The sequence below is a fragment of the Kitasatospora purpeofusca genome (assembly GCF_036010405.1).
Lineage (GTDB): Bacteria > Actinomycetota > Actinomycetes > Streptomycetales > Streptomycetaceae > Kitasatospora > Kitasatospora purpeofusca.
Genome location: NZ_CP108561.1, coordinates 3,668,830 through 3,692,532, shown reverse-complemented (window position 1 = coordinate 3,692,532; position 23,703 = coordinate 3,668,830). Strand labels below are relative to the sequence as shown.

15 protein-coding genes and 3 rRNA genes are annotated in these 23,703 nt (G+C 69.3%); 13 read left to right on the top strand and 5 right to left on the bottom strand.

All coding sequences use genetic code 11. From position 1 onward, the window contains the following. Positions 1–50: 50 nt before the first annotated feature. Positions 51–1,088, bottom strand: coding sequence for an ATP-grasp domain-containing protein (locus OG715_RS16060; RefSeq protein ID WP_266269451.1), 1,038 nt, complete (start codon positions 1,086–1,088; stop codon positions 51–53). A gap of 196 nt (positions 1,089–1,284) precedes the next feature. Between OG715_RS16060 and OG715_RS16055 the strand changes: the two genes are divergently transcribed. Continuing rightward, entirely contained in the window at positions 1,285–1,821 is a 537-nt protein-coding gene (locus OG715_RS16055) for an NUDIX hydrolase (RefSeq protein WP_030394120.1), read from the top strand. Here the strand turns inward: OG715_RS16055 and OG715_RS16050 are convergent. Both OG715_RS16050 and OG715_RS16045 read right to left on the bottom strand, forming a co-directional pair. Further along, complete coding sequence (locus tag OG715_RS16050; RefSeq protein WP_266269450.1) at positions 1,788–2,753, bottom strand: hypothetical protein; 966 nt, start codon at positions 2,751–2,753, stop codon at positions 1,788–1,790. The two genes, OG715_RS16055 and OG715_RS16050, sit on opposite strands and share 34 nt — an antisense overlap. Positions 2,754–2,982: 229 nt before the next feature. Beyond that, positions 2,983–4,101, bottom strand: a complete 1,119-nt coding sequence (locus OG715_RS16045; RefSeq protein WP_266269449.1) for an ABC transporter substrate-binding protein — start codon at positions 4,099–4,101, stop codon at positions 2,983–2,985. Positions 4,102–4,395: 294 nt separating this feature from the next. Here OG715_RS16045 and OG715_RS16040 point away from each other — a divergent pair, with 294 nt between their 5' ends. From OG715_RS16040 to OG715_RS15990, 11 genes are all read left to right on the top strand, one after another. After that, positions 4,396–6,012 (top strand): APC family permease, encoded by a 1,617-nt coding sequence (locus OG715_RS16040; protein ID WP_266269448.1) that lies wholly within the window; start codon positions 4,396–4,398, stop codon positions 6,010–6,012. Between the two features lie 256 nt (positions 6,013–6,268). Then, positions 6,269–7,366 carry a tryptophan--tRNA ligase gene (gene trpS, locus OG715_RS16035; protein WP_407661111.1) on the top strand — a complete coding sequence of 366 codons (1,098 nt, stop codon included), beginning with the start codon at positions 6,269–6,271 and terminating at the stop codon, positions 7,364–7,366. 77 nt (positions 7,367–7,443) lie between these two features. Further along, positions 7,444–8,406 (top strand): S66 peptidase family protein, encoded by a 963-nt coding sequence (locus OG715_RS16030; RefSeq protein WP_266269447.1) that lies wholly within the window; start codon positions 7,444–7,446, stop codon positions 8,404–8,406. 66 nt (positions 8,407–8,472) lie between these two features. After that, on the top strand, positions 8,473–9,189 hold the full coding sequence (locus OG715_RS16025) for a nucleoside/nucleotide kinase family protein (RefSeq protein ID WP_266269446.1): 717 nt from the start codon (positions 8,473–8,475) through the stop codon (positions 9,187–9,189). Positions 9,190–9,733: 544 nt separating this feature from the next. Next, positions 9,734–11,256: ribosomal RNA gene (locus OG715_RS16020) — 16S ribosomal RNA — on the top strand. A 280-nt stretch (positions 11,257–11,536) separates the two neighbouring features. Then, positions 11,537–14,659 (top strand): 23S ribosomal RNA (locus tag OG715_RS16015). Between the two features lie 85 nt (positions 14,660–14,744). Then, positions 14,745–14,861, top strand: a 5S ribosomal RNA gene (gene rrf / locus OG715_RS16010). The 16S, 23S and 5S rRNA genes sit together here, the layout of an rRNA operon. 284 nt (positions 14,862–15,145) lie before the next feature. After that, a complete protein-coding gene (locus tag OG715_RS16005) occupies positions 15,146–17,791 on the top strand; it encodes a sensor histidine kinase (protein ID WP_266269445.1) in 2,646 nt (881 codons plus the stop codon). Then, the gene (locus OG715_RS16000; protein ID WP_030397355.1) at positions 17,788–18,468 is read left to right on the top strand and encodes a response regulator; all 681 of its coding nucleotides are present in this window, start codon (positions 17,788–17,790) and stop codon (positions 18,466–18,468) included. Before OG715_RS16005 ends, OG715_RS16000 begins: the two co-directional genes overlap by 4 nt. A 120-nt stretch (positions 18,469–18,588) precedes the next feature. Next, complete coding sequence (locus OG715_RS15995) at positions 18,589–18,996, top strand: OB-fold nucleic acid binding domain-containing protein (RefSeq protein WP_030397356.1); 408 nt, start codon at positions 18,589–18,591, stop codon at positions 18,994–18,996. Positions 18,997–18,998: 2 nt separating this feature from the next. Then, positions 18,999–19,772, top strand: coding sequence for a DUF3159 domain-containing protein (locus OG715_RS15990; protein WP_266269444.1), 774 nt, complete (start codon positions 18,999–19,001; stop codon positions 19,770–19,772). 94 nt (positions 19,773–19,866) lie between these two features. Here the strand turns inward: OG715_RS15990 and OG715_RS15985 are convergent, their stop codons facing one another. Together OG715_RS15985 and OG715_RS15980 are read right to left on the bottom strand one after the other, a co-directional pair. Then, positions 19,867–20,538 (bottom strand): potassium channel family protein, encoded by a 672-nt coding sequence (locus tag OG715_RS15985; RefSeq protein ID WP_266269443.1) that lies wholly within the window; start codon positions 20,536–20,538, stop codon positions 19,867–19,869. Further along, positions 20,538–21,206: a potassium channel family protein gene (locus OG715_RS15980; RefSeq protein WP_045942213.1), complete on the bottom strand. Its 669-nt coding sequence runs from the start codon at positions 21,204–21,206 to the stop codon at positions 20,538–20,540. The genes OG715_RS15985 and OG715_RS15980 overlap by 1 nt, the downstream gene beginning before the upstream one ends. 251 nt (positions 21,207–21,457) lie before the next feature. On the opposite strand from OG715_RS15980, the gene OG715_RS15975 reads away from it, so the two are divergent. Beyond that, positions 21,458–23,530, top strand: coding sequence for an APC family permease (locus OG715_RS15975; RefSeq protein ID WP_266269441.1), 2,073 nt, complete (start codon positions 21,458–21,460; stop codon positions 23,528–23,530). Positions 23,531–23,703 lie beyond the last annotated feature (173 nt).

Below are 23,703 nucleotides of genomic sequence, written 5' to 3'. Positions count from 1 at the left end.
GTGTCCCGACCGCGCGCCCCGACGCTCCTGGGCCGGCCGGCCCCGGTCCGTCACGCCGCGAGCAGCGCGATCAGCAGCCTCGAAGGATCGATCCCCCGGGGCAGTTCGCTCACCTGCCCGTCACCGACCTCGACCACCCGCCAGCCGGAGCCGTCCGCCCGCTCGGCCAGGTCGGTGGTGACGAACCGGCAGCCGAGCGTCCGTACCGGCGCCCGCACCCCGGACAGGTCGGGCGTGGACGGTGAGCCGGGCAGGTCCGGATGCGGTCCGACCAGTACCGGCTCGCCGTCCAGCCACCACACCCGGGACTCCACCGCCCGCCGTCGCCCGCCCCGTCCGTCGTCCGGCAGCCCGGGGTCCTGGGACCGGGCCTGCCCGGAACCGCCGGACGGCGCGTCGTCGGCGTCCCACAGCACCCGGGTGAACTCCTCGAACCGCCGCAGCACCACGCCACCGGCCAGGTAGGGGCCCTGCCGTTCCACGAACCGGGCGACCACCCGGGCCACGGCCGGAAGGTCCGACAGCTCCGGGACGAAGCAGGCCTCGCCCCACTCCTCCTTGCGGGACTTCACGTAGTCCTTGACGATCGCCGGTCCCCGCCCGCCGAGCCCGGCGACGGCCGCCGCCAAGCGCTCCGGACCGGGCGGCGCGATCCCGGCTCCGTCCGCACCGCCGCTCCCGTCGCCGTCACCGCTCCGGGCCCCGCTCCCGCTGCCGGCCCCCGCCAGCGGCAGCCAGACGCTCTGCGGCGTCGCCCCCTCGAACACCCCGTACCAGCCCGGCAGTTCATGCGCCGACGCGTACCCGGGCGGGCTGGTCAGCAGATGCCCGCCGCGCTCGGCCAGGGCGGCCGCGAACGCCGCATAGCGGTCCGAGGGGAGCATCCACCCCCGGTACCAGAACGGTCCGCGACCCGCCGGGACCCGGTCGACGGCCGCGCGGGCGTCGCCGGCGAGCAGCGCGTCGTGGTCGACGAGGTGGTGCTCACCGCCCAGGTCCCGCAGCAGCCGGGCCTCCCGGACGAACTGGGGATCGATCCGGCGCGGGTCCAGCGGATGGGAGGGAAGGAGGAACGCGGGTGCGGGCATGGGCGTCAGAGTACGGGCCCGGACAGTCCGTCGAGCCGTCAAAACCCCGACGCCACAGGCCCTGACCGGCCCGGCGGGGCCTTCGGGCCGCCGCCCTCCGGCCGTCGCGGCCATTGCCCTCCGCCCGCCGGGCCACCGCCCGGCGGGCGGTGGAATCCGTTCGACCGCCGGAGTGCACCGCTGGCAGAGTGACCCGATGCGAAACCTGTGGCGAAACGCGCGAAGGACCCCACGCCGGGCCGCCAGGACGGTCGTCCTGGACGAGCACGGCTCCGTCTTCCTCCTGCGTTCGGACAACAGCGAGGTCGGCGTGCACTGGACCATGCCGGGCGGCGGCATCGAGGCCGACGAGACGCCGTGGGCGGGGGCGCGCCGCGAGCTCTGGGAGGAGACCGGCTGGTCGGACCTCGAACCCGGCCCGCTGCTCTGCACCTGGGAGCACGACTTCACCTGGCACGGCACGCCGGTCCGCCAGCACGAGCACATCTACCTCACCGACGGCCCGCACCGGGGCCCGGTCGGCGACGTCAGCGCGGTGCACGCCGCCGACCGGATCCTCGACTGGCGGTGGTGGACCCCGGCGGACCTCGCGGACGAGAACGCGGACGCACTCTGGCCGCCCCGGCTGCCGGAGCTGCTGGCCGAGGTCCGGGAGGGCTGGCTCACCGAGCGGCGCGAACCCCGGCCCGTCGATCTCGGCTACATCCCGAACGGCGGATCCGTCCGCTCCTGAGCGGCGGTCCCGTCGGCGCCGAACGCCGGGAGCGGGCGGCGCCGGCCGCGTCGGCCCGGCCGCCCGGGCGGGCCGACCTGCCAGTCCCGGAGCTCCAGTTCCCGGTCGTGCAGGGCGGCGGGGTTGATCACCACGGAGAGCCGCGCCTCCGCGAGCTGTTCCCAGGCGAGTCCGGTGGCGCTCAGCAGCTGCTCGGTCGGTACCGAGACGGCGATCGCGGGCCGCCAGACGGGCAGCACGACCAGGCACGTCCCCCGGCCGAGCCGGAGGAGCTCGGCGGTCGCCCGGACGGCGGGCCGTTCCTCGGGGCGGCCCGGGCGCCCGCCGGCCTCCGGCAGCCGGGGCGTGCCACCGATCAGGACGCCCAGCGGGGGTTCGGCCGCCGCCGGCTCCGGCCGGGGGGCCTCCCGGCCGGGGGCGGTGCGCGGTCCGGGGAGGACCGGCGCGCCGGCGGTCGGCGCGGGGCCGGTGCGGGCGCTGTCCGGCCGGACGGGGGCGGCGGTCGTCTGCGGATGCAGCAGGCGGAGGCGGCGCGACGGCGAGGGCCGCCGGCTGATGCCGGTGCGCAGCTCCTCGTGGGCCGCCCGCAGTACCGGGGCCGTCCGCTCCTGGACGGCCGGCGGCTGCCGGAGCCCGGGGGAGGACTCGCCCGACCGGCCGGACCTGCCCGACCCGCCCGCCGCCTCCTCGGCAGCCACGGGGGAGTCGGGGGAGTCGGACGCCGCGGCCCCGCCGTCGGCGTTCCCGTCGCGCGGCCGAGGCACGGAGCCGCCCAGCAGGCCGCCGGCCGCGCCGCCCGTCCGGTTGTCGGTGCCCGCCGCCGTGATCGAGCAGCGGGTCCCCCCGTCCACGGGGGCGGCGGCGTCGAGCGCCGGGGGAGCGGGTGGGGCGGACGGCTGCCGGTCGGCGGCGGTCCGGTCGAGCGTGGTCATCGGCACGGGCCCTTCGGGGTACGGTCCCGTCGATCCTCCCGCACCGGGCGACGTGCTCCAAGCGCGTTTCCGCCCCCTGCGACCCACAACACCGTCACGCCCCACGAGTCCCCCTCGTACCACTGGTCCCACCTGCACAACACCCTGACGTCCTATCGGGCTCGCAGGTTCCCTCCTCGGGCCCACCGGATCCCCGCCGCCCCCCGATCCCCCCCGGGGAGGGTGCCGGTCAGGCGCCGGGTGCCACGAAGCCCTTCAGGTCCGACAGGACAACGTTGGCGGCGGCCACGCCGAGCCCGAGGAACCAGGTCTCGTCCGGGACCGGCCGCGCCTGTCCGGACTTGACCGCGCCCAGGGTCTTCCAGAGCGCCCCGCCGAGCACCGCGTCCTGGTTGGTGGAGCTGGGCGTGCCGTAGACCCCGTAGAAGATCCAGTCGGCGTCCGCCTTGTCGATCTGCTCGGGGCCGATCTCCACCGCGAGCTCCTTGACCTGCTCGATCGGGGGCTGCGGCAGCCGGACGTCGGTGAGGACGGTGCCGATGAAGGACAGCTCCGCGTACAGCCGGGTCTTGCCGGGCATGAAGCGCAGCGGCGTGATGGTGGGCCGCTTGTCGCCGAGCGCGGAGCCGATCGCCGCGGCGGCGGCCTGGTAGGCGTCCAGCTGGGCCCTGGCCTCCGCCTCCAGGCCGAACGGGCTCGCGTTGAGCACGAAGTTCTGCTTCCACGGGTAGCCGGGGCGCAGCGAGAAGACGGTCGGCGCGATCTTGGAGAGCTGCTGGTACTGGTCCTGGGCGCGCAACTGGCTGCCGAGGATCAGGTCCGGCTTGAGCGCGGCGACGGCCTCCAGGTTGAGGCTGTTGATGGTGCCGACGGCGGCGGGGCTGCCGGCCCTGTCCTTGAGGTAGGACGGCATGGTCTTGGAGCCGTCGGTGTGGACCACGCCGACCGGCTGGATGCCCAGCGAGACGACGTTGTCGAGCTCGCCGGTGTCGAGGACGACGACCCGGGTCGGCTTCGCCGGGACGACGGTCTCGCCCAGTGCGTGCCTGATGGTCCGCGGGTAGACGCCGGGTGCGGCGTCGGTGCCGAAGCCCTTCATCTTCTCGATCACGGTGGCGTAGTCGTCGCCGCCCTGCTTGACGGACTTCTGGTCCGGGGAGGAGCCGCCGGAGGGCTTCGCCGCGCCGCCGGAGCCGCCCGGTCCGGTCGACCCGCCGGAGCCGCCCGAGCTGCCGCAGGCGGTGAGGAGTCCGCCGAGGCCGAGGACGGCGCCGCCGGTGAGCGCCGCGGTGAGCAGGGCCCGTCGGCCGGGGCGGGGGGTGGTCTGGTGGCCGGGAGTGGGGGGCACGCGGCGCTCCTTCGGGGGCGGAGTGTTGGTTAGGCAAGGCAAACCTATCCGACGTCCCCCGAACGATCCCGTGCCGCGCCGACCGGGCCCGCGCGGCCGATGGCAAAACATCTCAAAAGGTGACACGGCGGGCAAATCAATTCGGCAACAACCCTTTGAAATAAAGGTACACGCCTTAACAGTCCATGCATCATCGGCCACCGCCCAGCCTCGCGCGGGTGAATCGAAGGGAGTGGTTCAAATCACCAAGGGTTGGCCTACTCAACCTTCGGTACCCGCACCTAGGGTGCGCAGGTGGTTGATCAGCAGCTCTCAGAGCACGGAAGCAGCGGCCGGGCAACGGCGCCCGCCGCTCCGCAGGGTGCCCCGGTCAGTGGTGCCAGTGGTGGAGCCCCCGGCACGGGGGCGACGGGGGCAGCGGGGGACAAGGGCCTACGGGGCAACTCGGTCGGCCTGCTGAGCAGCGTGGTCCTGGGCGTCTCCACGGTCGCCCCGGTCTACTGCCTGACCGCCACCCTGGGACCGACGGTCACCGCCGTCGGCGTCCAGATGCCCGCGGTCTTCCTGGCCGGCTTCCTGCCGATGCTGCTCGTCGCGTTCGCGTACAAGGAACTCAACAAGGACTTCCCGGACTGCGGCACGTCCTTCACCTGGACGGTCAAGGCCTTCGGCCCCCGCGTCGGCTGGATGGCCGGCTGGGGCCTGACGGTCGCCACCATCATCGTGCTGTCCAACCTCGCCGGGGTGGCCACCGACTTCCTGTACCTCATGCTCGGCGAGATGACGGGCAGCGGAGCCGTCGCCGACCTCAACGACAACAAGGCCGTCCATCTGGCCACCGTCGTCGTCCTGATCGCCGCTGCCACCGCGATGAGCTACCGCGGCATGACGGCCACCAAGTGGTTCCAGTACAGCCTGGTCGGGCTCCAGCTCGCCGTCCTGCTGCTGTTCGCCGGCGTCGCCATCGGCAAGGCCGCCACCGGCGACCTGCCCGACTCCGTCGGCTTCTCCGCCTCCTGGCTCAACCCCCTTGAGGTGGGCTCGTTCAGCGCCTTCACCGCCGGCCTGTCGCTCTCGATCTTCATGTACTGGGGCTGGGACACCTGCCTCACCATGAACGAGGAGACCAGCGGCAGCGCCAAGACCCCGGGCCGGGCCGCGATGATCTCGATGGTCACCCTGGTCGGCTCCTACCTGCTGGTCGCCGTCGCCGCCCAGATGTTCGCCGGCGTCGGCAGCACCGGCAACGGCCTCGGCAACCCGGACACCGCCGACAACGTCTTCTCCGCCCTGGCCCGGCCGGTCCTCGGCTCGCCGTGGAGCATCCTGCTCTTCCTGGCCGTCGTCGCCAGCGCCGCCGCCAGCCTGCAGACCACCTTCATCCCGGTCGCCCGGACCCTGCTCGCGATGAGCGCCTACCGGGCCGTGCCGCCCCGCTTCGGCACCGTCCACCCGCGCCACCGCACCCCCGGCTTCGCCACCCTCGCCGCCGGTGCCGCCACCGCCGTGTTCTACGTCGGCATGAGCGTGATCAGCGAGAACGTCGTCCAGGACACCATCCTGGCCCTCGGCCTGATGATCTGCTTCTACTACGCGCTGACCGCCTTCGCCTGCGTCTGGTACTTCCGCCACTCGCTCCGCGACAGCCTGCGCGACCTCGTCCTCAAGGGCCTCGCCCCGCTGCTCGGCGGCCTCCTGCTCGGCGGGGTCTTCCTGCAGACCCTCACCGACGCCTGGGACCCGGAGTACGGCAGCGGCGCCGTCCTCGGCATCGGCTCGGTGTTCGTCATCGGCGTCGGCATCCTGCTGCTCGGCGCGGTCCTCATGCTCGTGTACAGCGCCTACCGGCCCGCGTTCTTCCGCGGCGAGACCCTGCGCCAGGACACCCCCGCCCTCGTCGTCGAGGACTGAGGGCGGCGGAGGACCGCGGCACATCGCGGCGCGGAAGCGGAAAACCGGCGGCGGTCCGGCACCCGCGACCGCTACCCTCGAACCCATGAAGCGCTTCGCAGGTCTCGACTGGTGGCCGTCCTAGGACGGCCACCAGCCACGCCTGACCAGGGCCGTCCGGGATGGACGGCCCTGCTGCGTTTCTCCGACGGGACGGGCCCCGAGCCCCGGACGGCCGCGACCACCGCCGTACCGAGGAGAACCCCCCGTGACCACCGTGACCACCGCGACCACCGCGACCGCCCCGGACGTCCCCGCCGACGCGACCGGCCCGAGCCACCTCACCGACCTGGCCGCCCTGGACGAGGGCATCCGTGCCAACCCGGCCGCCCACCGCGTCCTCACCGGCGACCGCCCCACCGGCCCGCTCCACCTCGGCCACTACTTCGGCAGCCTCCGCAACCGCGTCCACCTCCAGCGCCTCGGCGTCGAGATGTTCCTCGTCATCCCCGATTACCAGGTCATCACCGACCGGGACGTCGCCGACCGCCTCGCCGAACACACCGAGAACCTCGTCGTCGACTACCTCGCCACCGGGATCGACGCCGACCGCGCCACGATCTTCACCCACAGCTCCGTCCCCGCCCTCAACCAGCTGCTGCTGCCCTTCCTCAGCCTGGTCAGCGTCGCCGAACTCCACCGCAACCCCACCGTCAAGGACGAGATCGCCCACTCCAGCCAGGCCGCCGTGAACGGACTGATGCTCACCTACCCCGTCCACCAGGCCGCCGACATCCTCTTCTGCAAGGCCGACCTCGTCCCCGTCGGCAAGGACCAGCTGCCGCACCTCGAAGTCGCCCGCACCGTCGCCCGCCGCTTCCACGAGCGCTACCCGCACCCCGACGGCACCCCCGTCTTCCCCCGCCCCCGCGCCCTGCTCTCCTCCGCACCGCTGCTCCTCGGCACCGACGGCGGCAAGATGAGCAAGAGCCGCGGCAACTCCGTCCCGCTCGCCGCCGACGAGGACACCACCGCCCGCCTCCTCAAGGGCGCGAAGACCGACGCGGACCGCCGCATCACCTACGACCCCGTCGGCCGCCCCGAGGTCGCCAACCTCCTCCTGCTCGCCGGCCTCTGCCAGGACCGCGCCCCCGAGGAGCTCGCCGAGGAGATCGGCGACGGCGGCGCGGCCGCCCTCAAGCGCACCGTCACCGAGGCCGTGAACGAACACCTCCGCCCGATCCGCGCCCGCCGCGCCGAACTCGCCGCCGACCGGGGCCACATCCGCCAGGTCCTGCGCACCGGCTCCGAACACGCCAACGCGATCGCCGACGCCACCCTCACCGAAGTGCGGGCCGTCATGGGATCGCTGTGAGCGCGGCAGGGGCATAACCTCTCGGGGCCGGTCCCGCGCCGGCCCCGAGAGCACCCCGACCCGGAAGGAACCCGGCCATGGCCCAGCACCCGACCACCCCCGGCCGAGGGCTGACCCGCCCGCCGCACCTCCGCCCCGGGGACCACATCACCGTGGTCGCCACCAGCGGCCCCATCGATCCGCAGCGGCTCAGCGCCGGCACCGCCGTCCTCCGCTCCTGGGGACTGCGCGTCACCGTCGCCCCGCACGTCCTCGACACCCACCCCGTCCTCGGCCACCTCGCCGGAACCGACGCCGACCGCGCCGCAGACCTCCAGGCCGCCTGGCTCGACCCGACCGTCGACGCCGTCATCTGCGCCCGCGGCGGCTACGGCGTCCACCGCATGGTCGACCTCCTCGACTGGGAAGCCCTGCGCGCCGCCCCACCCAAGATCCTCATCGGCTTCAGCGACGTCTCCTCCCTGCACGAGGCCTTCGCCCAGCGCCTCGGCCTCGCCACCCTCTACGGACCGATGGCCGCCACCGCCGGCTTCATCGGCGACGCCCCCACCGCCGAACACCTGCGCCGCACCCTCTTCGACCCCGCCGCCACCACCGTCATCACCTCGCCCACCGCCGCCACCCTCGTCCCCGGCAGGGCCCGCGGTGTCACCGCCGGCGGCTGCACCCACGTGCTCGCCGCCGAGCGCGGCACCCCCGCCGCCCGCCCCTCCTACGCCGGCAGCATCCTGATCCTGGAGGACGTCAACGAGCACCCGTACCAGCTCGACCGCCTCCTCACCCAGTTCCTGCGCTCCGGCGCCTTCGACGGCGTCACCGGGGTAGCCCTCGGCTCCTGGGAGGGCTGCGGCCCGCTCGACCGGGTCCGGGACGTCATGCTCGACCGGCTCGGGCCGCTCGGCATCCCCGTCGTCTGGGAGCTCGGCTTCGGCCACTGCCCGTCCACCCTCACCGTCCCGCTCGGCGTCCCCGCCCTGCTCGACGCGGACGCCGGCACCCTCACCCTGGACCTGCCCGCCCTCGCCGACCGCCCCGTGTAGTCGTGGCCGGCGGGGCTGCCTGCCGGGGTCGGCCCGACGAGGTCGCCCGCTGAGTAGGGTTCGCCCATGAACGCGGACCGCACCACCGGGGACCGCACGGGGGACACCCCCGGCGCCGACAGCCTGACGGCCCTCGCCCTCGGCCTGCTGCGAGGCCCCGGAAGCGAGGCCCGCACCGTCCTCGGACTTGCCGGCCCGCCCGCCGCCGGCAAGTCCACCCTGGCCCGGCACCTCGTCGCCGAGGTCGAGCGCCGGGAGGGTCCGGGCAGCGCGGCCTACCTCCCCCTCGACGGTTTCCACCTCTCCGCCGCCCAGCTCGACCGCCTCGGCCTCGGCCACCGCAAGGGCGCGCCCGCCACCTTCGACGCGCACGGCTACGTCGCCCTGCTGCGCCGGGTCGCCACCGAGCGGTTCCAGGACATCTACGTCCCCGACTTCGACCGCGGCCTCGACGAACCGGTGGCCGCCCGCCACGTCGTCCACCCGCGGACCCGCCTGGTCGTGACCGAGGGCAACTACCTCGCCTCCGCCGACCACCCCTGGCCGGAGGCCCGCCGGCTGCTGCGCGAGCTCTGGTACGTCGAGGCCGACGACGCCGTCCGCGAGGCCCGTCTCCTCGACCGCCACCGCACCGGAGGCCGGGACGAGGCCACCGCCCGCCGCTGGGTCACCCGCAACGACCGCCCCAACGGTGAGTACGTGAAGGCCGGCCGTGCCGTCTGCACCCGCGTCGTCCGGGCGGACTGTTTGCCTTTGCCTCCGAACGGGCGTAGTGTTCTGTAGTCGCTCGGCAGGGAGCACCGGACACGCATTGGCGCGGACGGTCCCGGGGCGGCCAATCCTCTGAAACACCACTCCTCCCATTTCGGGCCGAGGCGTGTCGTTATTTCTTTCGATACGTTCCGGCGCAGGGTCTATTAGGTGTGCCTGTTTTCAAGGATTGCGGCCGGATTCGCTTTTCGGAGCGGGGATCGGCTAGAGTTTGAAACGTCGGACGGGGCGTCAAGCCGCAGAAGACACCAGCGAGTTGGACGAAGGAAGCGCCGGGAACGGCACGGAGAACATCTGATAAGCTGGGAACACGAAAGAACGAAGCGCCCGGAGGCCCGGTGTGAAAGCCGCCTGAAGGAAGTGTCCGTTCCTTGAGAACTCAACAGCGTGCCAAAAGTCAACGCCAGATATGTTGACATCCCCGGTCTCAGGGTTTCCTGGGGTTGGAGATTCCTTTTGAAGTAAAACACTAGCGAGGACGCAGTGCGCGGGATCACCTAATTCCGGTGGTTGCCGTGCCGCTCGACGCGAGTGTGAACCGGATTACCGGTAATCATTCACGGAGAGTTTGATCCTGGCTCAGGACGAACGCTGGCGGCGTGCTTAACACATGCAAGTCGAACGGTGAAGCCCTTCGGGGTGGATCAGTGGCGAACGGGTGAGTAACACGTGGGCAATCTGCCCTGCACTCTGGGACAAGCCCTGGAAACGGGGTCTAATACCGGATATGACCTGGGACCGCATGGTCCTGGGTGTAAAGCTCCGGCGGTGCAGGATGAGCCCGCGGCCTATCAGCTTGTTGGTGGGGTAATGGCCTACCAAGGCGACGACGGGTAGCCGGCCTGAGAGGGCGACCGGCCACACTGGGACTGAGACACGGCCCAGACTCCTACGGGAGGCAGCAGTGGGGAATATTGCACAATGGGCGAAAGCCTGATGCAGCGACGCCGCGTGAGGGATGACGGCCTTCGGGTTGTAAACCTCTTTCAGCAGGGAAGAAGCGCAAGTGACGGTACCTGCAGAAGAAGCACCGGCTAACTACGTGCCAGCAGCCGCGGTAATACGTAGGGTGCGAGCGTTGTCCGGAATTATTGGGCGTAAAGAGCTCGTAGGCGGCCTGTCGCGTCGGATGTGAAAGCCCGGGGCTCAACCCCGGGTCTGCATTCGATACGGGCAGGCTAGAGTGTGGTAGGGGAGATCGGAATTCCTGGTGTAGCGGTGAAATGCGCAGATATCAGGAGGAACACCGGTGGCGAAGGCGGATCTCTGGGCCATTACTGACGCTGAGGAGCGAAAGCGTGGGGAGCGAACAGGATTAGATACCCTGGTAGTCCACGCCGTAAACGTTGGGAACTAGGTGTTGGCGACATTCCACGTCGTCGGTGCCGCAGCTAACGCATTAAGTTCCCCGCCTGGGGAGTACGGCCGCAAGGCTAAAACTCAAAGGAATTGACGGGGGCCCGCACAAGCAGCGGAGCATGTGGCTTAATTCGACGCAACGCGAAGAACCTTACCAAGGCTTGACATATACCGGAAACGGCCAGAGATGGTCGCCCCCTTGTGGTCGGTATACAGGTGGTGCATGGTTGTCGTCAGCTCGTGTCGTGAGATGTTGGGTTAAGTCCCGCAACGAGCGCAACCCTTGTTCTGTGTTGCCAGCATGCCTTTCGGGGTGATGGGGACTCACAGGAGACTGCCGGGGTCAACTCGGAGGAAGGTGGGGACGACGTCAAATCATCATGCCCCTTATGTCTTGGGCTGCACACGTGCTACAATGGTCGGTACAAAGGGCTGCGATGCCGCGAGGCGGAGCGAATCCCAAAAGCCGGCCTCAGTTCGGATTGGGGTCTGCAACTCGACCCCATGAAGTTGGAGTTGCTAGTAATCGCAGATCAGCATGCTGCGGTGAATACGTTCCCGGGCCTTGTACACACCGCCCGTCACGTCACGAAAGTCGGTAACACCCGAAGCCGGTGGCCTAACCCGTAAGGGGAGGAGCCGTCGAAGGTGGGACCAGCGATTGGGACGAAGTCGTAACAAGGTAGCCGTACCGGAAGGTGCGGCTGGATCACCTCCTTTCTAAGGAGCAATGTGCCGCTTGCAGGCGAATGTCCTGCACGGTTGCTCATGGGTGGAACGTTGACTATTCGGCACACGGGATCAACTGCCGCAAGTACTGCTTCGGCGTGGAACGCGGTTGATGGATTCTGGGTGTCGGGCACGTTGTTGGGTCCTGAGGGAACGGCCGTGAGGCTGTTGCTTCAGTGATGCCGGTCCCATGCGAGGCAAGTTTTCGGACTTGTCGAGTGTGGGTGTCTGGTCGTTGTTTGAGAACTGCACAGTGGACGCGAGCATCTGTGGCCAAGTTTTTAAGGGCGCACGGTGGATGCCTTGGCACCAGGAACCGATGAAGGACGTGGGAGGCCACGATAGTCCCCGGGGAGCCGTCAACCAGGCTTTGATCCGGGGGTTTCCGAATGGGGAAACCCGGCAGTCGTCATGGGCTGTCACCCATACCTGAACACATAGGGTATGTGGAGGGAACGCGGGGAAGTGAAACATCTCAGTACCCGCAGGAAGAGAAAACAACCGTGATTCCGGGAGTAGTGGCGAGCGAAACCGGATGAGGCTAAACCATGAGCGTGTGAGACCCGGCAGGGGTTGCGCTGATGGGGTCGTGGGATTTTTCTTGACCGGTCTGCCGGCCGGTCGGCGAGTCAGAAACCGTACAGGTAGTCGAAGGACATGCGAAAGGTCCGGCGTAGAGGGTAAGACCCCCGTAGACGAAATCTGTACGGCTCGTTTGAAGAACTCCCAAGTAGCACGGGGCCCGAGAAATCCCGTGTGAATCTGGCGGGACCACCCGCTAAGCCTAAATATTCCCTGGTGACCGATAGCGGATAGTACCGTGAGGGAATGGTGAAAAGTACCGCGGGAGCGGAGTGAAATAGTACCTGAAACCGTGTGCCTACAAGCCGTGGGAGCGTCGGACACGCAGCTTGCTGTGTGTCTCGTGACTGCGTGCCTTTTGAAGAATGAGCCTGCGAGTTTGCGGTGTGTAGCGAGGTTAACCCGTGTGGGGTAGCCGTAGCGAAAGCGAGTCCGAACAGGGCGATACAGTTGCATGCCCAAGACCCGAAGCGGAGTGATCTAGCCATGGGCAGGTTGAAGCGGAGGTAAGACTTCGTGGAGGACCGAACCCACCAGGGTTGAAAACCTGGGGGATGACCTGTGGTTAGGGGTGAAAGGCCAATCAAACTCCGTGATAGCTGGTTCTCCCCGAAATGCATTTAGGTGCAGCGTCACGTGTTTCTTGCCGGAGGTAGAGCACTGGATAGGCGATGGGCCTCACCGGGTTACTGACCTTAGCCAAACTCCGAATGCCGGTAAGTGAGAGCGTGGCAGTGAGACTGTGGGGGATAAGCTCCATGGTCGAGAGGGAAACAGCCCAGAACACCGACTAAGGTCCCTAAGCGTGTGCTAAGTGGGAAAGGATGTGGAGTCGCAGAGACAACCAGGAGGTTGGCTTAGAAGCAGCCACCCTTGAAAGAGTGCGTAATAGCTCACTGGTCAAGTGATTCCGCGCCGACAATGTAGCGGGGCTCAAGCACATCACCGAAGTCGTGTCATTGCAGCACATAGGGCCAACGCCTGCTGTGATGGGTAGGGGAGCGTCGTGTGCCGGGTGAAGCGGCGGTGGAAACCAGTCGTGGACGGTACACGAGTGAGAATGCAGGCATGAGTAGCGATACAAGAGTGGGAAACTCTTGCGCCGATTGACCAAGGGTTCCTGGGTCAAGCTGATCTGCCCAGGGTAAGTCGGGACCTAAGGCGAGGCCGACAGGCGTAGTCGATGGACAACGGGTTGATATTCCCGTACCCGCTTTGAAGCGCCAACGCTGAACCAGGTGATGCTAAAGCCGTGAAGCCGGCCCGGAGTCTTCGGACGAAGGGACGTGGTGGAGCCGCTGGACCAAGTCTGTACTAGGTGAGCGATGGGGTGACGCAGGAAGGTAGTCCAGCCCGGGCGGTGGTTGTCCCGGGGTAAGGGTGTAGGCCGAGTGATAGGCAAATCCGTCACTCATCAAGGCTGAGACCTGATGCCGAGCCGATTGTGGTGAAGTGGATGATCCTATGCTGTCGAGAAAAGCCTCTAGCGAGTTTCATGGCGGCCCGTACCCCAAACCGACTCAGGTGGTCAGGTAGAGAATACCGAGGCGTTCGGGTGAACTATGGTTAAGGAACTCGGCAAAATGCCCCCGTAACTTCGGGAGAAGGGGGGCCATTCCTGGTGACGGCACTTGCTGCCAGAGCTGGGGGTGGCCGCAGAGACCAGCGAGAAGCGACTGTTTACTAAAAACACAGGTCCGTGCGAAGCCGTAAGGCGATGTATACGGACTGACGCCTGCCCGGTGCTGGAACGTTAAGGGGACCGGTTAGCTCTGATTCGTCGGGGCGAAGCTGAGAACTTAAGCGCCAGTAAACGGCGGTGGTAACTATAACCATCCTAAGGTAGCGAAATTCCTTGTCGGGTAAGTTCCGACCTGCACGAATGGCGTAACGACTTCTCGACTGTCTCAACCATAGGCCCGGTGAAATTGCATTACGAGTAAAGATGCTCGTTTCGCGCAGCAGGACGGAAAGACCCCGGGACCTTTACTATAGCTTGATATTGGTGTTCGGTTCGGCTTGTGTAGGATAGGTGGGAGACTTTGAAGCCGTGACGCCAGTCATGGTGGAGTCGTCGTTGAAATACCACTCTGGTCGTGCTGGATGTCTAACCTGGGTCCGTGATCCGGATCAGGGACAGTGTCTGGTGGGTAGTTTAACTGGGGCGGTTGCCTCCTAAAGAGTAACGGAGGCGCCCAAAGGTTCCCTCAGCCTGGTTGGCAATCAGGTGTTGAGTGTAAGTGCACAAGGGAGCTTGACTGTGAGACTGACGGGTCGAGCAGGGACGAAAGTCGGGACTAGTGATCCGGCGGTGGCTTGTGGAAGCGCCGTCGCTCAACGGATAAAAGGTACCCCGGGGATAACAGGCTGATCTTCCCCAAGAGTCCATATCGACGGGATGGTTTGGCACCTCGATGTCGGCTCGTCGCATCCTGGGGCTGGAGTAGGTCCCAAGGGTTGGGCTGTTCGCCCATTAAAGCGGTACGCGAGCTGGGTTTAGAACGTCGTGAGACAGTTCGGTCCCTATCCGCTGTGCGCGTAGGAGTGTTGAGAAGGGCTGTCCCTAGTACGAGAGGACCGGGACGGACGAACCTCTGGTGTGCCAGTTGTCCTGCCAAGGGCATGGCTGGTTGGCTACGTTCGGGAGGGATAACCGCTGAAAGCATCTAAGCGGGAAGCCTGCTTCGAGATGAGCACTCCCACCTCCTTGAGAGGGTAAGGCTCCCAGTAGACGACTGGGTTGATAGGCCGGATATGGAAGCCCTGTGAGGGGTGGAGTTGACCGGTACTAATAGGCCGAGGGCTTGTCCTCAGTTGCTCGCGTCCACTGTGTTGTTCTGAAACAACGACCCCCATGACATGGCCTGTCGTGGGTGCGGTTGACAGTTTCATAGTGTTTCGGTGGTCATAGCGTGAGGGAAACGCCCGGTTACATTCCGAACCCGGAAGCTAAGCCTCACAGCGCCGATGGTACTGCAGGGGGGACCCTGTGGGAGAGTAGGACGCCGCCGAACAATCATTGTGAAGAACCCCCGTCGGGTAACCGACGGGGGTTCTTTGCGTTGTGCCCGATTTCTGCGGAGGAATCGGGCGAGAAACCGGAGAATTCGGCGCCGCCCGGCCGGCCGCCCCGCCGACGACCCAGTCGCGGTCGGCGGATCCCCATCAAAATGGCGCTAAAACTCCCAGCTCAAGGCCCCGATCGCTGGCAAAGCGACGTCTTCGCCGTAGTCTCGAAGGCGAAGGGAACTGGTGTCCGGGATGGCCGCCAGCTTCGGTCGGACCAAGAATGGTGCACATGGGACGCGGCAGGCTACGGATCTACCTCGGGGCGGCCCCCGGGGTCGGCAAGACGTACGCCATGCTCGCGGAGGCGCACCGGCGGCTGGAGCGCGGCACGGACGTCGTGGTGGCGTTCGTCGAGGATCACGGGCGCCGGCACACGGCGGCACAGGCGGCGGGTCTCGAACTGGTGCCGAGGCGGGAGCTGACGCACCGCGGGGCCCGGTTCACGGAGCTGGACCTGGACGCGCTGCTGGCACGCCGGCCGCAGGTGGCGCTGGTGGACGAGCTGGCGCACACCAATGTGCCGGGGTGCCGGAACGAGAAGCGCTGGCAGGACGTCGAGGAGTTGCTCGCAGCCGGGATCGATGTCATCTCGACGGTGAACATCCAGCACCTGGAGTCGCTCGGGGACGTCGTCGAGGGCATCACCGGGGTGCGGCAGCGGGAGACCGTGCCGGACGAGGTGGTGCGCCGGGCGGACCAGATCGAACTGGTCGACATGTCGCCGCAGGCGCTTCGGCGTCGGCTCGCGCACGGCAACGTGTACGCGCCGGAGAAGGTCGACGCGGCGCTCGCCAACTACTTCCGGCCGGGGAACCTGACGGCGCTGCGGGAGCTGGCGCTGCTGTGGACGGCCGACCGGGTCGACGAGTACCTGCAGAAGTACCGGGCCGAGCAGGGGATCAAGGGCACCTGGCAGGCGCGCGAGCGGATCGTGGTCGGTCTGACGGGCGGTCCGGAGGGCGCGACGCTGATCCGCCGGGCGGCCCGGATCGCGGCCCGCGGGTCCGGTGGTGAGCTGCTGGCCGTGCACATCTCCCGCTCGGACGGGCTGGCCGGTTCCGGCTCGGGGTCGTCGCAGACGCTGATCGAGCAGCGGGCGCTGGTGGAGGGCCTGGGTGGTTCGTACCACGCGGTGCTGGGGGACGATCCGGCCGCCGGACTGCTGGAGTTCGCCCGAGGGGTGAACGCGACCCAGATCGTGCTGGGCACCAGCCGCCGCCCGGCCTGGCAGTACGTCTACGGGCCCGGTGTGAGCGGCACGGTGACCCGGGAGTCGGGCGACATCGATGTGCACATCGTCACGCACGAGCACGAGGCGAAGGGCCGGGGGCGGATCCCGGTCCGCCGGGTGACCGATCTCGGCCGGACGAGGACGATCGGCGGTTGGCTGATCGGGGTGGCGGGTCCGCCGCTGCTGGCGCTGCTGCTGATCAATGTGGACGGTCTCGGCCTGACCACGGACATGCTGCTGTTCCTGTCGCTGACGGTGTGCGCGGCGCTGGTGGGCGGGCTGTACCCGGCGATGGCCTCGGCACTGGTCAGCTCCTCGGCGCTGAACTACTACTTCGCTCCACCGATCCACACCTTCACCATCGACGAGCCGCAGAACATCCTGGCGGTGGCGATATTCACCGCCGTCGGCATCGCCGTGGCCTCGGTGGTCGACCTGGCGGCCCGGCGGACCCATCAGGCGGCCCGCAGCCAGACCGAGGCGCAGACGCTCAGTGCTCTGGCGGGCACGGTCCTGCGCGGGGCGCCCAGCGGGGACGGGGTGCTGACCGCGCTGCTGGAGCAGGTCCGGGAGACCTTCCAGCAGGAGTCGGCGGCGCTGCTGGAGCGGCCCGACCCGCTCGGGGCGTGGCACCCGGTGGCGACGGCGGGCCCGCGTCCGCCGGAGCGGCCGGAGACGGCGGACGTCGACGTGCCGGTCGGGGACAACCTGGCCCTGGCGCTGCGGGGCCGGGTGCTGCCGGGCGAGGACCGGCGGCTGCTCGGGGCGTTCGCGGCCCAGGCGGCCGTGGTGCTGGAGCGCCGGCGGCTGGCGGGGGAGGCGGCGGCCGCGCGCCGGGAGGCGGAGGGCAACCGGATCCGGACCGCGTTGCTGGCGGCGGTCTCGCACGATCTGCGGACCCCGCTGGCCGGGATCAAGGCCTCGGTGAGCTCGCTCCGTTCGGCGGACGTGGAGTGGGACGAGGAGGACGAGGCGGAGCTGCTGGCCGGGATCGAGGCGGGGGCGGACCGGCTCGACCATCTGATCAACAATCTGCTCGACATGAGCAGGCTGCAGACCGGTACGGTCACCCCGCTGATCCAGGAGACCGATCTGGACGAGGTGGTGCCGTTCGCGCTGGGCGGTGTCCCGGCGGATGCCGTCCGGCTGGACGTGCCGGAGACGCTGCCGATGATCCGGGCGGACGGCGGGCTGCTGGAGCGCTCGCTCGCCAATCTGATCGAGAATGCCGTGAAGTACAGCCCGGACGGGGTGAAGGTGCTGGTCAAAGCCGGTGCCCTGCGGCCGCCGGGCGAGCCGGGCCGGGTCGAGCTGCGGATCGTGGACCGGGGGCCGGGGGTGCCGGAGGACGCCAAGGAGCGGATCTTCGCGCCCTTCCAGCGCTACGGCGACGCGCCGCGCGGCGCCGGGGTGGGGCTGGGGCTCGCGGTGGCGCGGGGCTTCGTCGAGGCGATGGACGGCACCGTGACCGCGGAGGACACCCCGGGCGGCGGGCTGACCATGGTGGTCACCCTGCCGGCCGTCGACCGCCTGCCCGACGGCCGGGCCCCGAACGACCACCCGCTCGACGACCGTCCGTCCGACGAGCACCTGCCCGACGACCACCCCCCGATCCGACAGCCCCGAAAGGCGGAGCCCGCATGACCCGGGTCCTCGTCGTGGACGACGAACCGCAGATCGTCCGCGCGCTGGTGATCAACCTCAAGGCCCGCAAGTACGAGGTCGACGCGGCGCACGACGGCGCGAGCGCCCTGGAGCTCGCCGCCGCCCGCCATCCCGACGTCGTCGTCCTCGACCTCGGCCTGCCCGACATGGACGGGGTCGAGGTGATCCGCGGCCTGCGCGGGTGGACCAGGGTGCCGATCATCGTGCTCTCGGCCCGGCACGCCTCCGACGAGAAGGTCGAGGCCCTGGACGCGGGCGCCGACGACTACGTCACCAAGCCCTTCGGCATGGACGAGCTGCTCGCCCGGATGCGCGCCGCCGTCCGCCGGGCCGAGCCGGTCGCGGGGGAGGACGACTCGGTGGTGGTCACGGAGAGCTTCACCGTCGACCTGGCGGCGAAGAAGGTGAACCGGGACGGCGGCGACATCCGCCTTACCCCGACCGAGTGGCATCTGCTGGAGGTCCTGGTCCGCAACGCGGGCCGACTGGTCAGCCAGACCCAGCTGCTGCAGGAGGTGTGGGGGCCGGCCTACCGCACCGAGACGAACTATCTGCGGGTGTACCTCGCCCAGCTGCGGCGCAAGCTCGAACGGGACCCCTCCCACCCGCGCCACTTCATCACCGAGCCGGGGATGGGCTACCGCTTCGAGGCGTGAGCGGGCGGCCGTCCGGGGGCGTCCGGCGGCCGCCGCGGGAGGCCCGGAGGAGCCCCGCGGGGGCCCCGGGCGGCTTGCGCGGCCTGCCGCCGGGGGCCCCGGAACCGGTACCCTTCCGGCATGAGTGGTGACAACAGCAGCGGCCAGCCGCAGGGGCGCTTCCGCCGCATGCTCAGCCGGCTGACCTCCTCCGCGGAGGAGCTCCAGGCCGAGGAGCTGCGTCAGGAGATCGCGGCGGAGTCGGGCTGTACCCCGATCGCCAGCTGCGGGGACCGGGAACTGGTCACCGTCGCGGGCACCCTGCGCACCGTGACGCTGCGCCCGAGGGCCGGCGTGCCGGCCCTGGAGGCGGAGCTCTTCGACGGCACCGAGGCGCTGGACGTGGTCTGGCTCGGGCGCCGCTCCATCATGGGCATCGAGCCGGGGCGCCGTCTGGTCGCCAGCGGCCGGATCAGTCATGCGCGCGGTCGGCGGGTGCTGTTCAACCCCCGCTACGAGCTGCGTCCGGTCGGACACGGGAGCGAATGAGCGTGAGCAAGCAGTCCGGCGGCGATTCCGCCGCCCAGCTCGGCCTGGTGGATATCGACGCCGAGGAGGCCGCCCGGCAGGCGCAGGCCTCGCGCGAGGCCGCCGACACCGTCATGAAGGCCTTCGGCGGGGTCCGGGGCATGATCGACATGACCCTGCCCGGTCTGGTCTTCATCGTCACCTACAACATCACCCACAAGGTGCCGGCGGCCGCCTGGGCGGCGCTGGCCCTGAGCGCGCTGTTCGTGGTGGCGCGGCTGCTGAAGCGGGAGACCGTCCAGCACGCCTTCAGCGGGGTGTTCGGCGTCGCGATCGGTGCCTGGATCTCGATGAAGACCGGCAAGGCGGAGAACTTCTACCTGCCCGGCCTGCTCTGGAACGTCGGCTACTGCATCGGCCTGGCCGTGTCGGCACTGGTCCGCTGGCCGCTGATCGGCATCATGCTCGGCCCGGTGACCGGCGAGATGTTCACCTGGCGCAAGGAGAACCCGGGCCGGCTGGCCGCCTACACCAAGGCCACCTGGGCCTGGGTCGTGATCATGGGCATCAAGCCGCTGATCCTCTTCCCGCTGTACTTCACCCACAACGTCAATCTGCTGGGCTGGCTCAAGGTCGCCCTGGGCATCCCGCCGCTGCTGCTGGCGATGTACGTGACCTGGCAGATCCTGCTGAAGGCGCCGCCGCCGATCAAGGCGCAGCTGGACGAGGAGCCGGAGCCGGGGCAGGAGCAGCCCGACCACGAGCACTCCGCGGGCGGTCCGGCCCGGGGGAACTGACCCGGTCGGGGCGCACCGCAGGAACGGCCGGGGGCCCGCACTCACGAGGAGTGCGGGCCCCCGGCCGTTCCCGTACGGCGGAGTACGGCGGCTGCTACTGGGCGTTCGGGGAGCTGGAGAGCAGGTCCTCCAGCTCCTCCTCGCGCTCCTGGGCGGCCACGAAGAGCAGCTCGTCGCCGCCCTCCAGGGTGTCGTCCTTGCCCGGCACCAGGACCCGGCCCTCGCGGATGATCGTCACCAGGGCGGTGTCCTGCGGCCAGGCGACGTCGCCGACCCGGGTGCCGACCAGTTCGGTGTCGGAGGCGAGGGTCAGCTCGACCAGGTTGGCGTTGCCCTGGCTGAAGCGCATCAGCCGGACCAGGTCGCCGACGCTGACGGCCTCCTCGACCAGGGCGGACATCAGGCGCGGGGTGGAGACGGCGACGTCCACGCCCCAGGACTCGTTGAAGAGCCACTCGTTCTTCGGGTTGTTGACCCGGGCGACCACCCGGGGCACCCCGTACTCGGTCTTCGCGAGCAGCGACACGACCAGGTTGACCTTGTCGTCGCCGGTCGCGGCGATCACCACGTGGCAGCGCTGCAGCGCGGCCTCGTCGAGCGAGGTGATCTCGCAGGCGTCGGCCAGCAGCCACTCCGCCATGGGCACCCGCTCCACCGAGATGGAGTTCGGGTTCTTGTCGATCAGCAGGACCTCGTGGCCGTTCTCCAGCAGCTCGCCCGCGATCGAGCGGCCGACGGCTCCGGCTCCGGCAATGGCTACGCGCATCAGTGGCCCTCCTGCTCCGGGCCCCGCGCGAACGCGGCCTCGACCGTCGTCAGGTCGGCGCGGCGCAGCATCACGTGCACCAGGTCGCCCTCCTGAACCACCATCTGGGACGAGGGCAGCACGCCCTCGCCGAGCCGGGTGAGGAACGCGACCCGGGTGCCGGAGGCCTCCTCCAGCTCGCTCAGCCGGTGGCCGACCCACTCGGGGTTGTAGGCGACCTCGGCGAGCTGGACGGCGCCGCTCGGGTCCTGCCAGAGCGGCTCGGAGCCGCTCGGCAGCAGCCGGCGCAGCATCTGGTCCGCCGTCCAGCGGACGGTGGCGACGGTCGGGATGCCCAGGCGCTGGTAGACCTCGGCGCGACGGGGGTCGTAGATCCGGGCCGCGACGTTCTCCACACCGAAGTTCTCGCGGGCCACCCGGGCGGCGATGATGTTGGAGTTGTCACCGCTGGAGACGGCGGCGAAGGCGCCGGCCTCCTCGATCCCCGCCTCCTTCAGGGTGTCCTGGTCGAAGCCGACCCCGGTCACCCGGCGCCCGTTGAAACCGGCACCCAGCCGGCGGAACGACGTCGGGTCCTGGTCGACCACGGCCACCGAGTGGCCCTGTTTCTCCAGTGCGCGGGCGAGCGCGGAGCCCACCCGGCCGCAGCCCATGATGACGATGTGCACCGGCGCTACCTCACCCGTCCCGTTGGGGCCATGACCTGCGCAAACACCGCTCAATCTCCGTTTCCCCGCTCCGGTGTCCGGGGCGGGCGTCCTCGTGGGGCTAGGTACGACAACCTGAGTGTTGCCGCCCTGCTCGTATCCGACACGCTAGCCGGTCCACCGAACACAGTCGCGACGAAGGGGCACCCCGACGGGCGGCAAGGGGGTGGCCCTTCGGACCCCGGGGTCGACTACCCCTACGATTCCTTAACGTGCCTATGCCGACTGACCTACCGAAACGCATCCTGATCGGGCGTGCGTTGCGCAGCGACAAGCTGGGGGAGACTCTGCTCCCCAAGCGCATCGCGCTGCCCGTCTTCGCCTCGGACGCGCTCTCCTCGGTCGCGTACGCGCCCGAGGAGATCCTGCTGACACTCTCCCTGGCGGGTGCCTCGGCCATCCACTTCTCGTGGCAGATCGGCGTCGTCGTCGCCATCGTCATGCTCGCCGTGGTGGCCTCCTACCGGCAGAACGTGCATGCCTACCCGAGCGGCGGCGGCGACTACGAGGTCGCCACCGTGAACCACGGCCCCAACTCCGGCCTGGTGGTCGCGAGCGCGCTGATGGTCGACTACATCCTCACCGTCGCGGTCTCCACCACCTCGGGCGTGGCCAACGTGGTGTCGGCGGTGCCGGCGCTGCGCGGCCACGAGCTGACCCTGTCGGTCGTCGTGGTCATCGTGCTGATGGGTATGAACCTGCGCGGCGTCCGGGAGTCCGGTTCGGCCTTCGCCGTCCCGACCTACGCCTTCATGGTCGGCGTGCTCGGCATGGTGGTGTACGGCGTGGTCCGGCACTTCGGCCTGGGGCAGGACATGCCCGCCGAGAGCGCCGGCTTCCACCTGCAGGCGACCCCGGGGAACGAGTCCCTGGCGGGCTTCGCGATGGTGTTCCTGCTGCTCAAGGCGTTCTCCTCGGGCTGTGCGGCGCTGACCGGAGTGGAGGCGATCTCCAACGGCGTGCCCGCGTTCCGCAAGCCGAAGAGCAAGAACGCGGCGACCACCCTGCTGATGATGGCGAGCATCGCGGTCGTGATGTTCATGGGCATCATCTGGCTGGCCCGGCTGACCGGCGTCCAGATGGCCGAGCAGCCCGCGGAGCAGCTGGTCGGCGTGCCCGGCGACTACCACCAGAAGACCGCGCTGGCGCAGATCAGCGAGGCCGTGTTCTCCAACTTCACGCCGGGCTTCTACTTCGTCGCCGCCGTGACCGGCCTGATCCTGGTGCTGGCCGCGAACACCGCGTTCAACGGCTTCCCGGTGCTGGGCTCGATCCTGGCCCAGGACCGCTACCTGCCGCGCCAGCTGCACACCCGCGGCGACCGGCTGGCCTTCTCCAACGGCATCATCCTGCTGGCGCTGGCCGCGATCCTGTTCATCATCGCCTTCGACGCGGACCCGACCAGGCTGATCCAGCTCTACATCGTCGGCGTCTTCGTGTCGTTCAACATGAGCCAGTCCGGCATGATCCGGCACTGGACCAGGCACCTGCGCACCGAGACCGACCCGGCCAAGCGCCGCCACATGCAGCGCAGCCGGGCGATCAACACCTTCGGCCTGGTGATGACCATGGCCGTGCTGATCGTCGTGCTCGCCACCAAGATCAGCCACGCCTGGATCGCGATCGCGGCGATGGTCGTGCTGTTCGTGATGATGAAGGCGATCCGCCGGCACTACGACCGGGTGTCGGCCGAGCTGGTCGCCGCCGAGGAGCCGGACGACGTGGTGCTGCCCACCCGGGTGCACGCCATCGTCCTGGTCTCCAAGCTGCACAAGCCGGCGCTGCGCGCGCTGGCGTACGCACGGCTCGCCCGGGCGCACACCCTGGAGGCGGTGACCGTGAACGTCGATCCGGCGGACACCGCGGCGCTGCGCGCGGAGTGGGACGAGCGCGGCATCGAGGTGCCGCTGAAGGTCCTGGACTCGCCGTACCGGGAGATCACCGCGCCGGTGCTGGACTACGTGAAGAACCTGCGCCGCAGCAGTCCGCGCGACGTGGTCTCGGTGTACATCCCGGAGTACGTGGTCGGCCACTGGTACGAGCACCTGCTGCACAACCAGAGCGCGCTGCGGCTGAAGGGCCGGCTGCTGTTCAAGCCGGGAGTGATGGTGACCTCGGTGCCGTGGCAGCTGGAGTCGTCCGAACGGCGCAAGCCGCAGAAGGCCTGGTCGGCGCCGGGTGCGGTGCGACGTGGTGAGCCCCGGGCGCCGAAGGCCGTAAAGTCGGAAGTCTCGGCGAAGCCCGCCGGGTCGGCTGACAGCGGCAAGAAGGACTCCTCCCAGTGACCCGCAACACCCCGTCTCGTTCCAACGGCTCCTCCGGCAAGGGTGCCCGCAAGGGCGGTTCGTCCGGCAAGCCGGGGCAGGTCGCCCGGCCCCGCTGGGGCAAGCCGCAGCGGCCGGAGGCGACCGACCGCGACGGATTCACCGCGCGGACGGCGCCGCTCGCGCCGGAGGAG

Excerpts from the sequence above, each read along its gene's own strand:
- OG715_RS15985 (WP_266269443.1), bottom strand. The coding sequence starts at position 20,538 with ATGCGCGTAGCCATTGCCGGAGCCGGAGCCGTCGGCCGCTCGATCGCG.
- OG715_RS16025 (WP_266269446.1), top strand. The coding sequence starts at position 8,473 with ATGAACGCGGACCGCACCACCGGGGACCGCACGGGGGACACCCCCGGC.
- OG715_RS16050 (WP_266269450.1), bottom strand. The coding sequence starts at position 2,753 with ATGACCACGCTCGACCGGACCGCCGCCGACCGGCAGCCGTCCGCCCCA.
- OG715_RS16030 (WP_266269447.1), top strand. The coding sequence starts at position 7,444 with ATGGCCCAGCACCCGACCACCCCCGGCCGAGGGCTGACCCGCCCGCCG.
- OG715_RS16060 (WP_266269451.1), bottom strand. The coding sequence starts at position 1,088 with ATGCCCGCACCCGCGTTCCTCCTTCCCTCCCATCCGCTGGACCCGCGC.
- OG715_RS15995 (WP_030397356.1), top strand. The coding sequence starts at position 18,589 with ATGAGTGGTGACAACAGCAGCGGCCAGCCGCAGGGGCGCTTCCGCCGC.
- OG715_RS16000 (WP_030397355.1), top strand. The coding sequence starts at position 17,788 with ATGACCCGGGTCCTCGTCGTGGACGACGAACCGCAGATCGTCCGCGCG.
- OG715_RS16005 (WP_266269445.1), top strand. The coding sequence starts at position 15,146 with ATGGGACGCGGCAGGCTACGGATCTACCTCGGGGCGGCCCCCGGGGTC.
- OG715_RS16055 (WP_030394120.1), top strand. The coding sequence starts at position 1,285 with ATGCGAAACCTGTGGCGAAACGCGCGAAGGACCCCACGCCGGGCCGCC.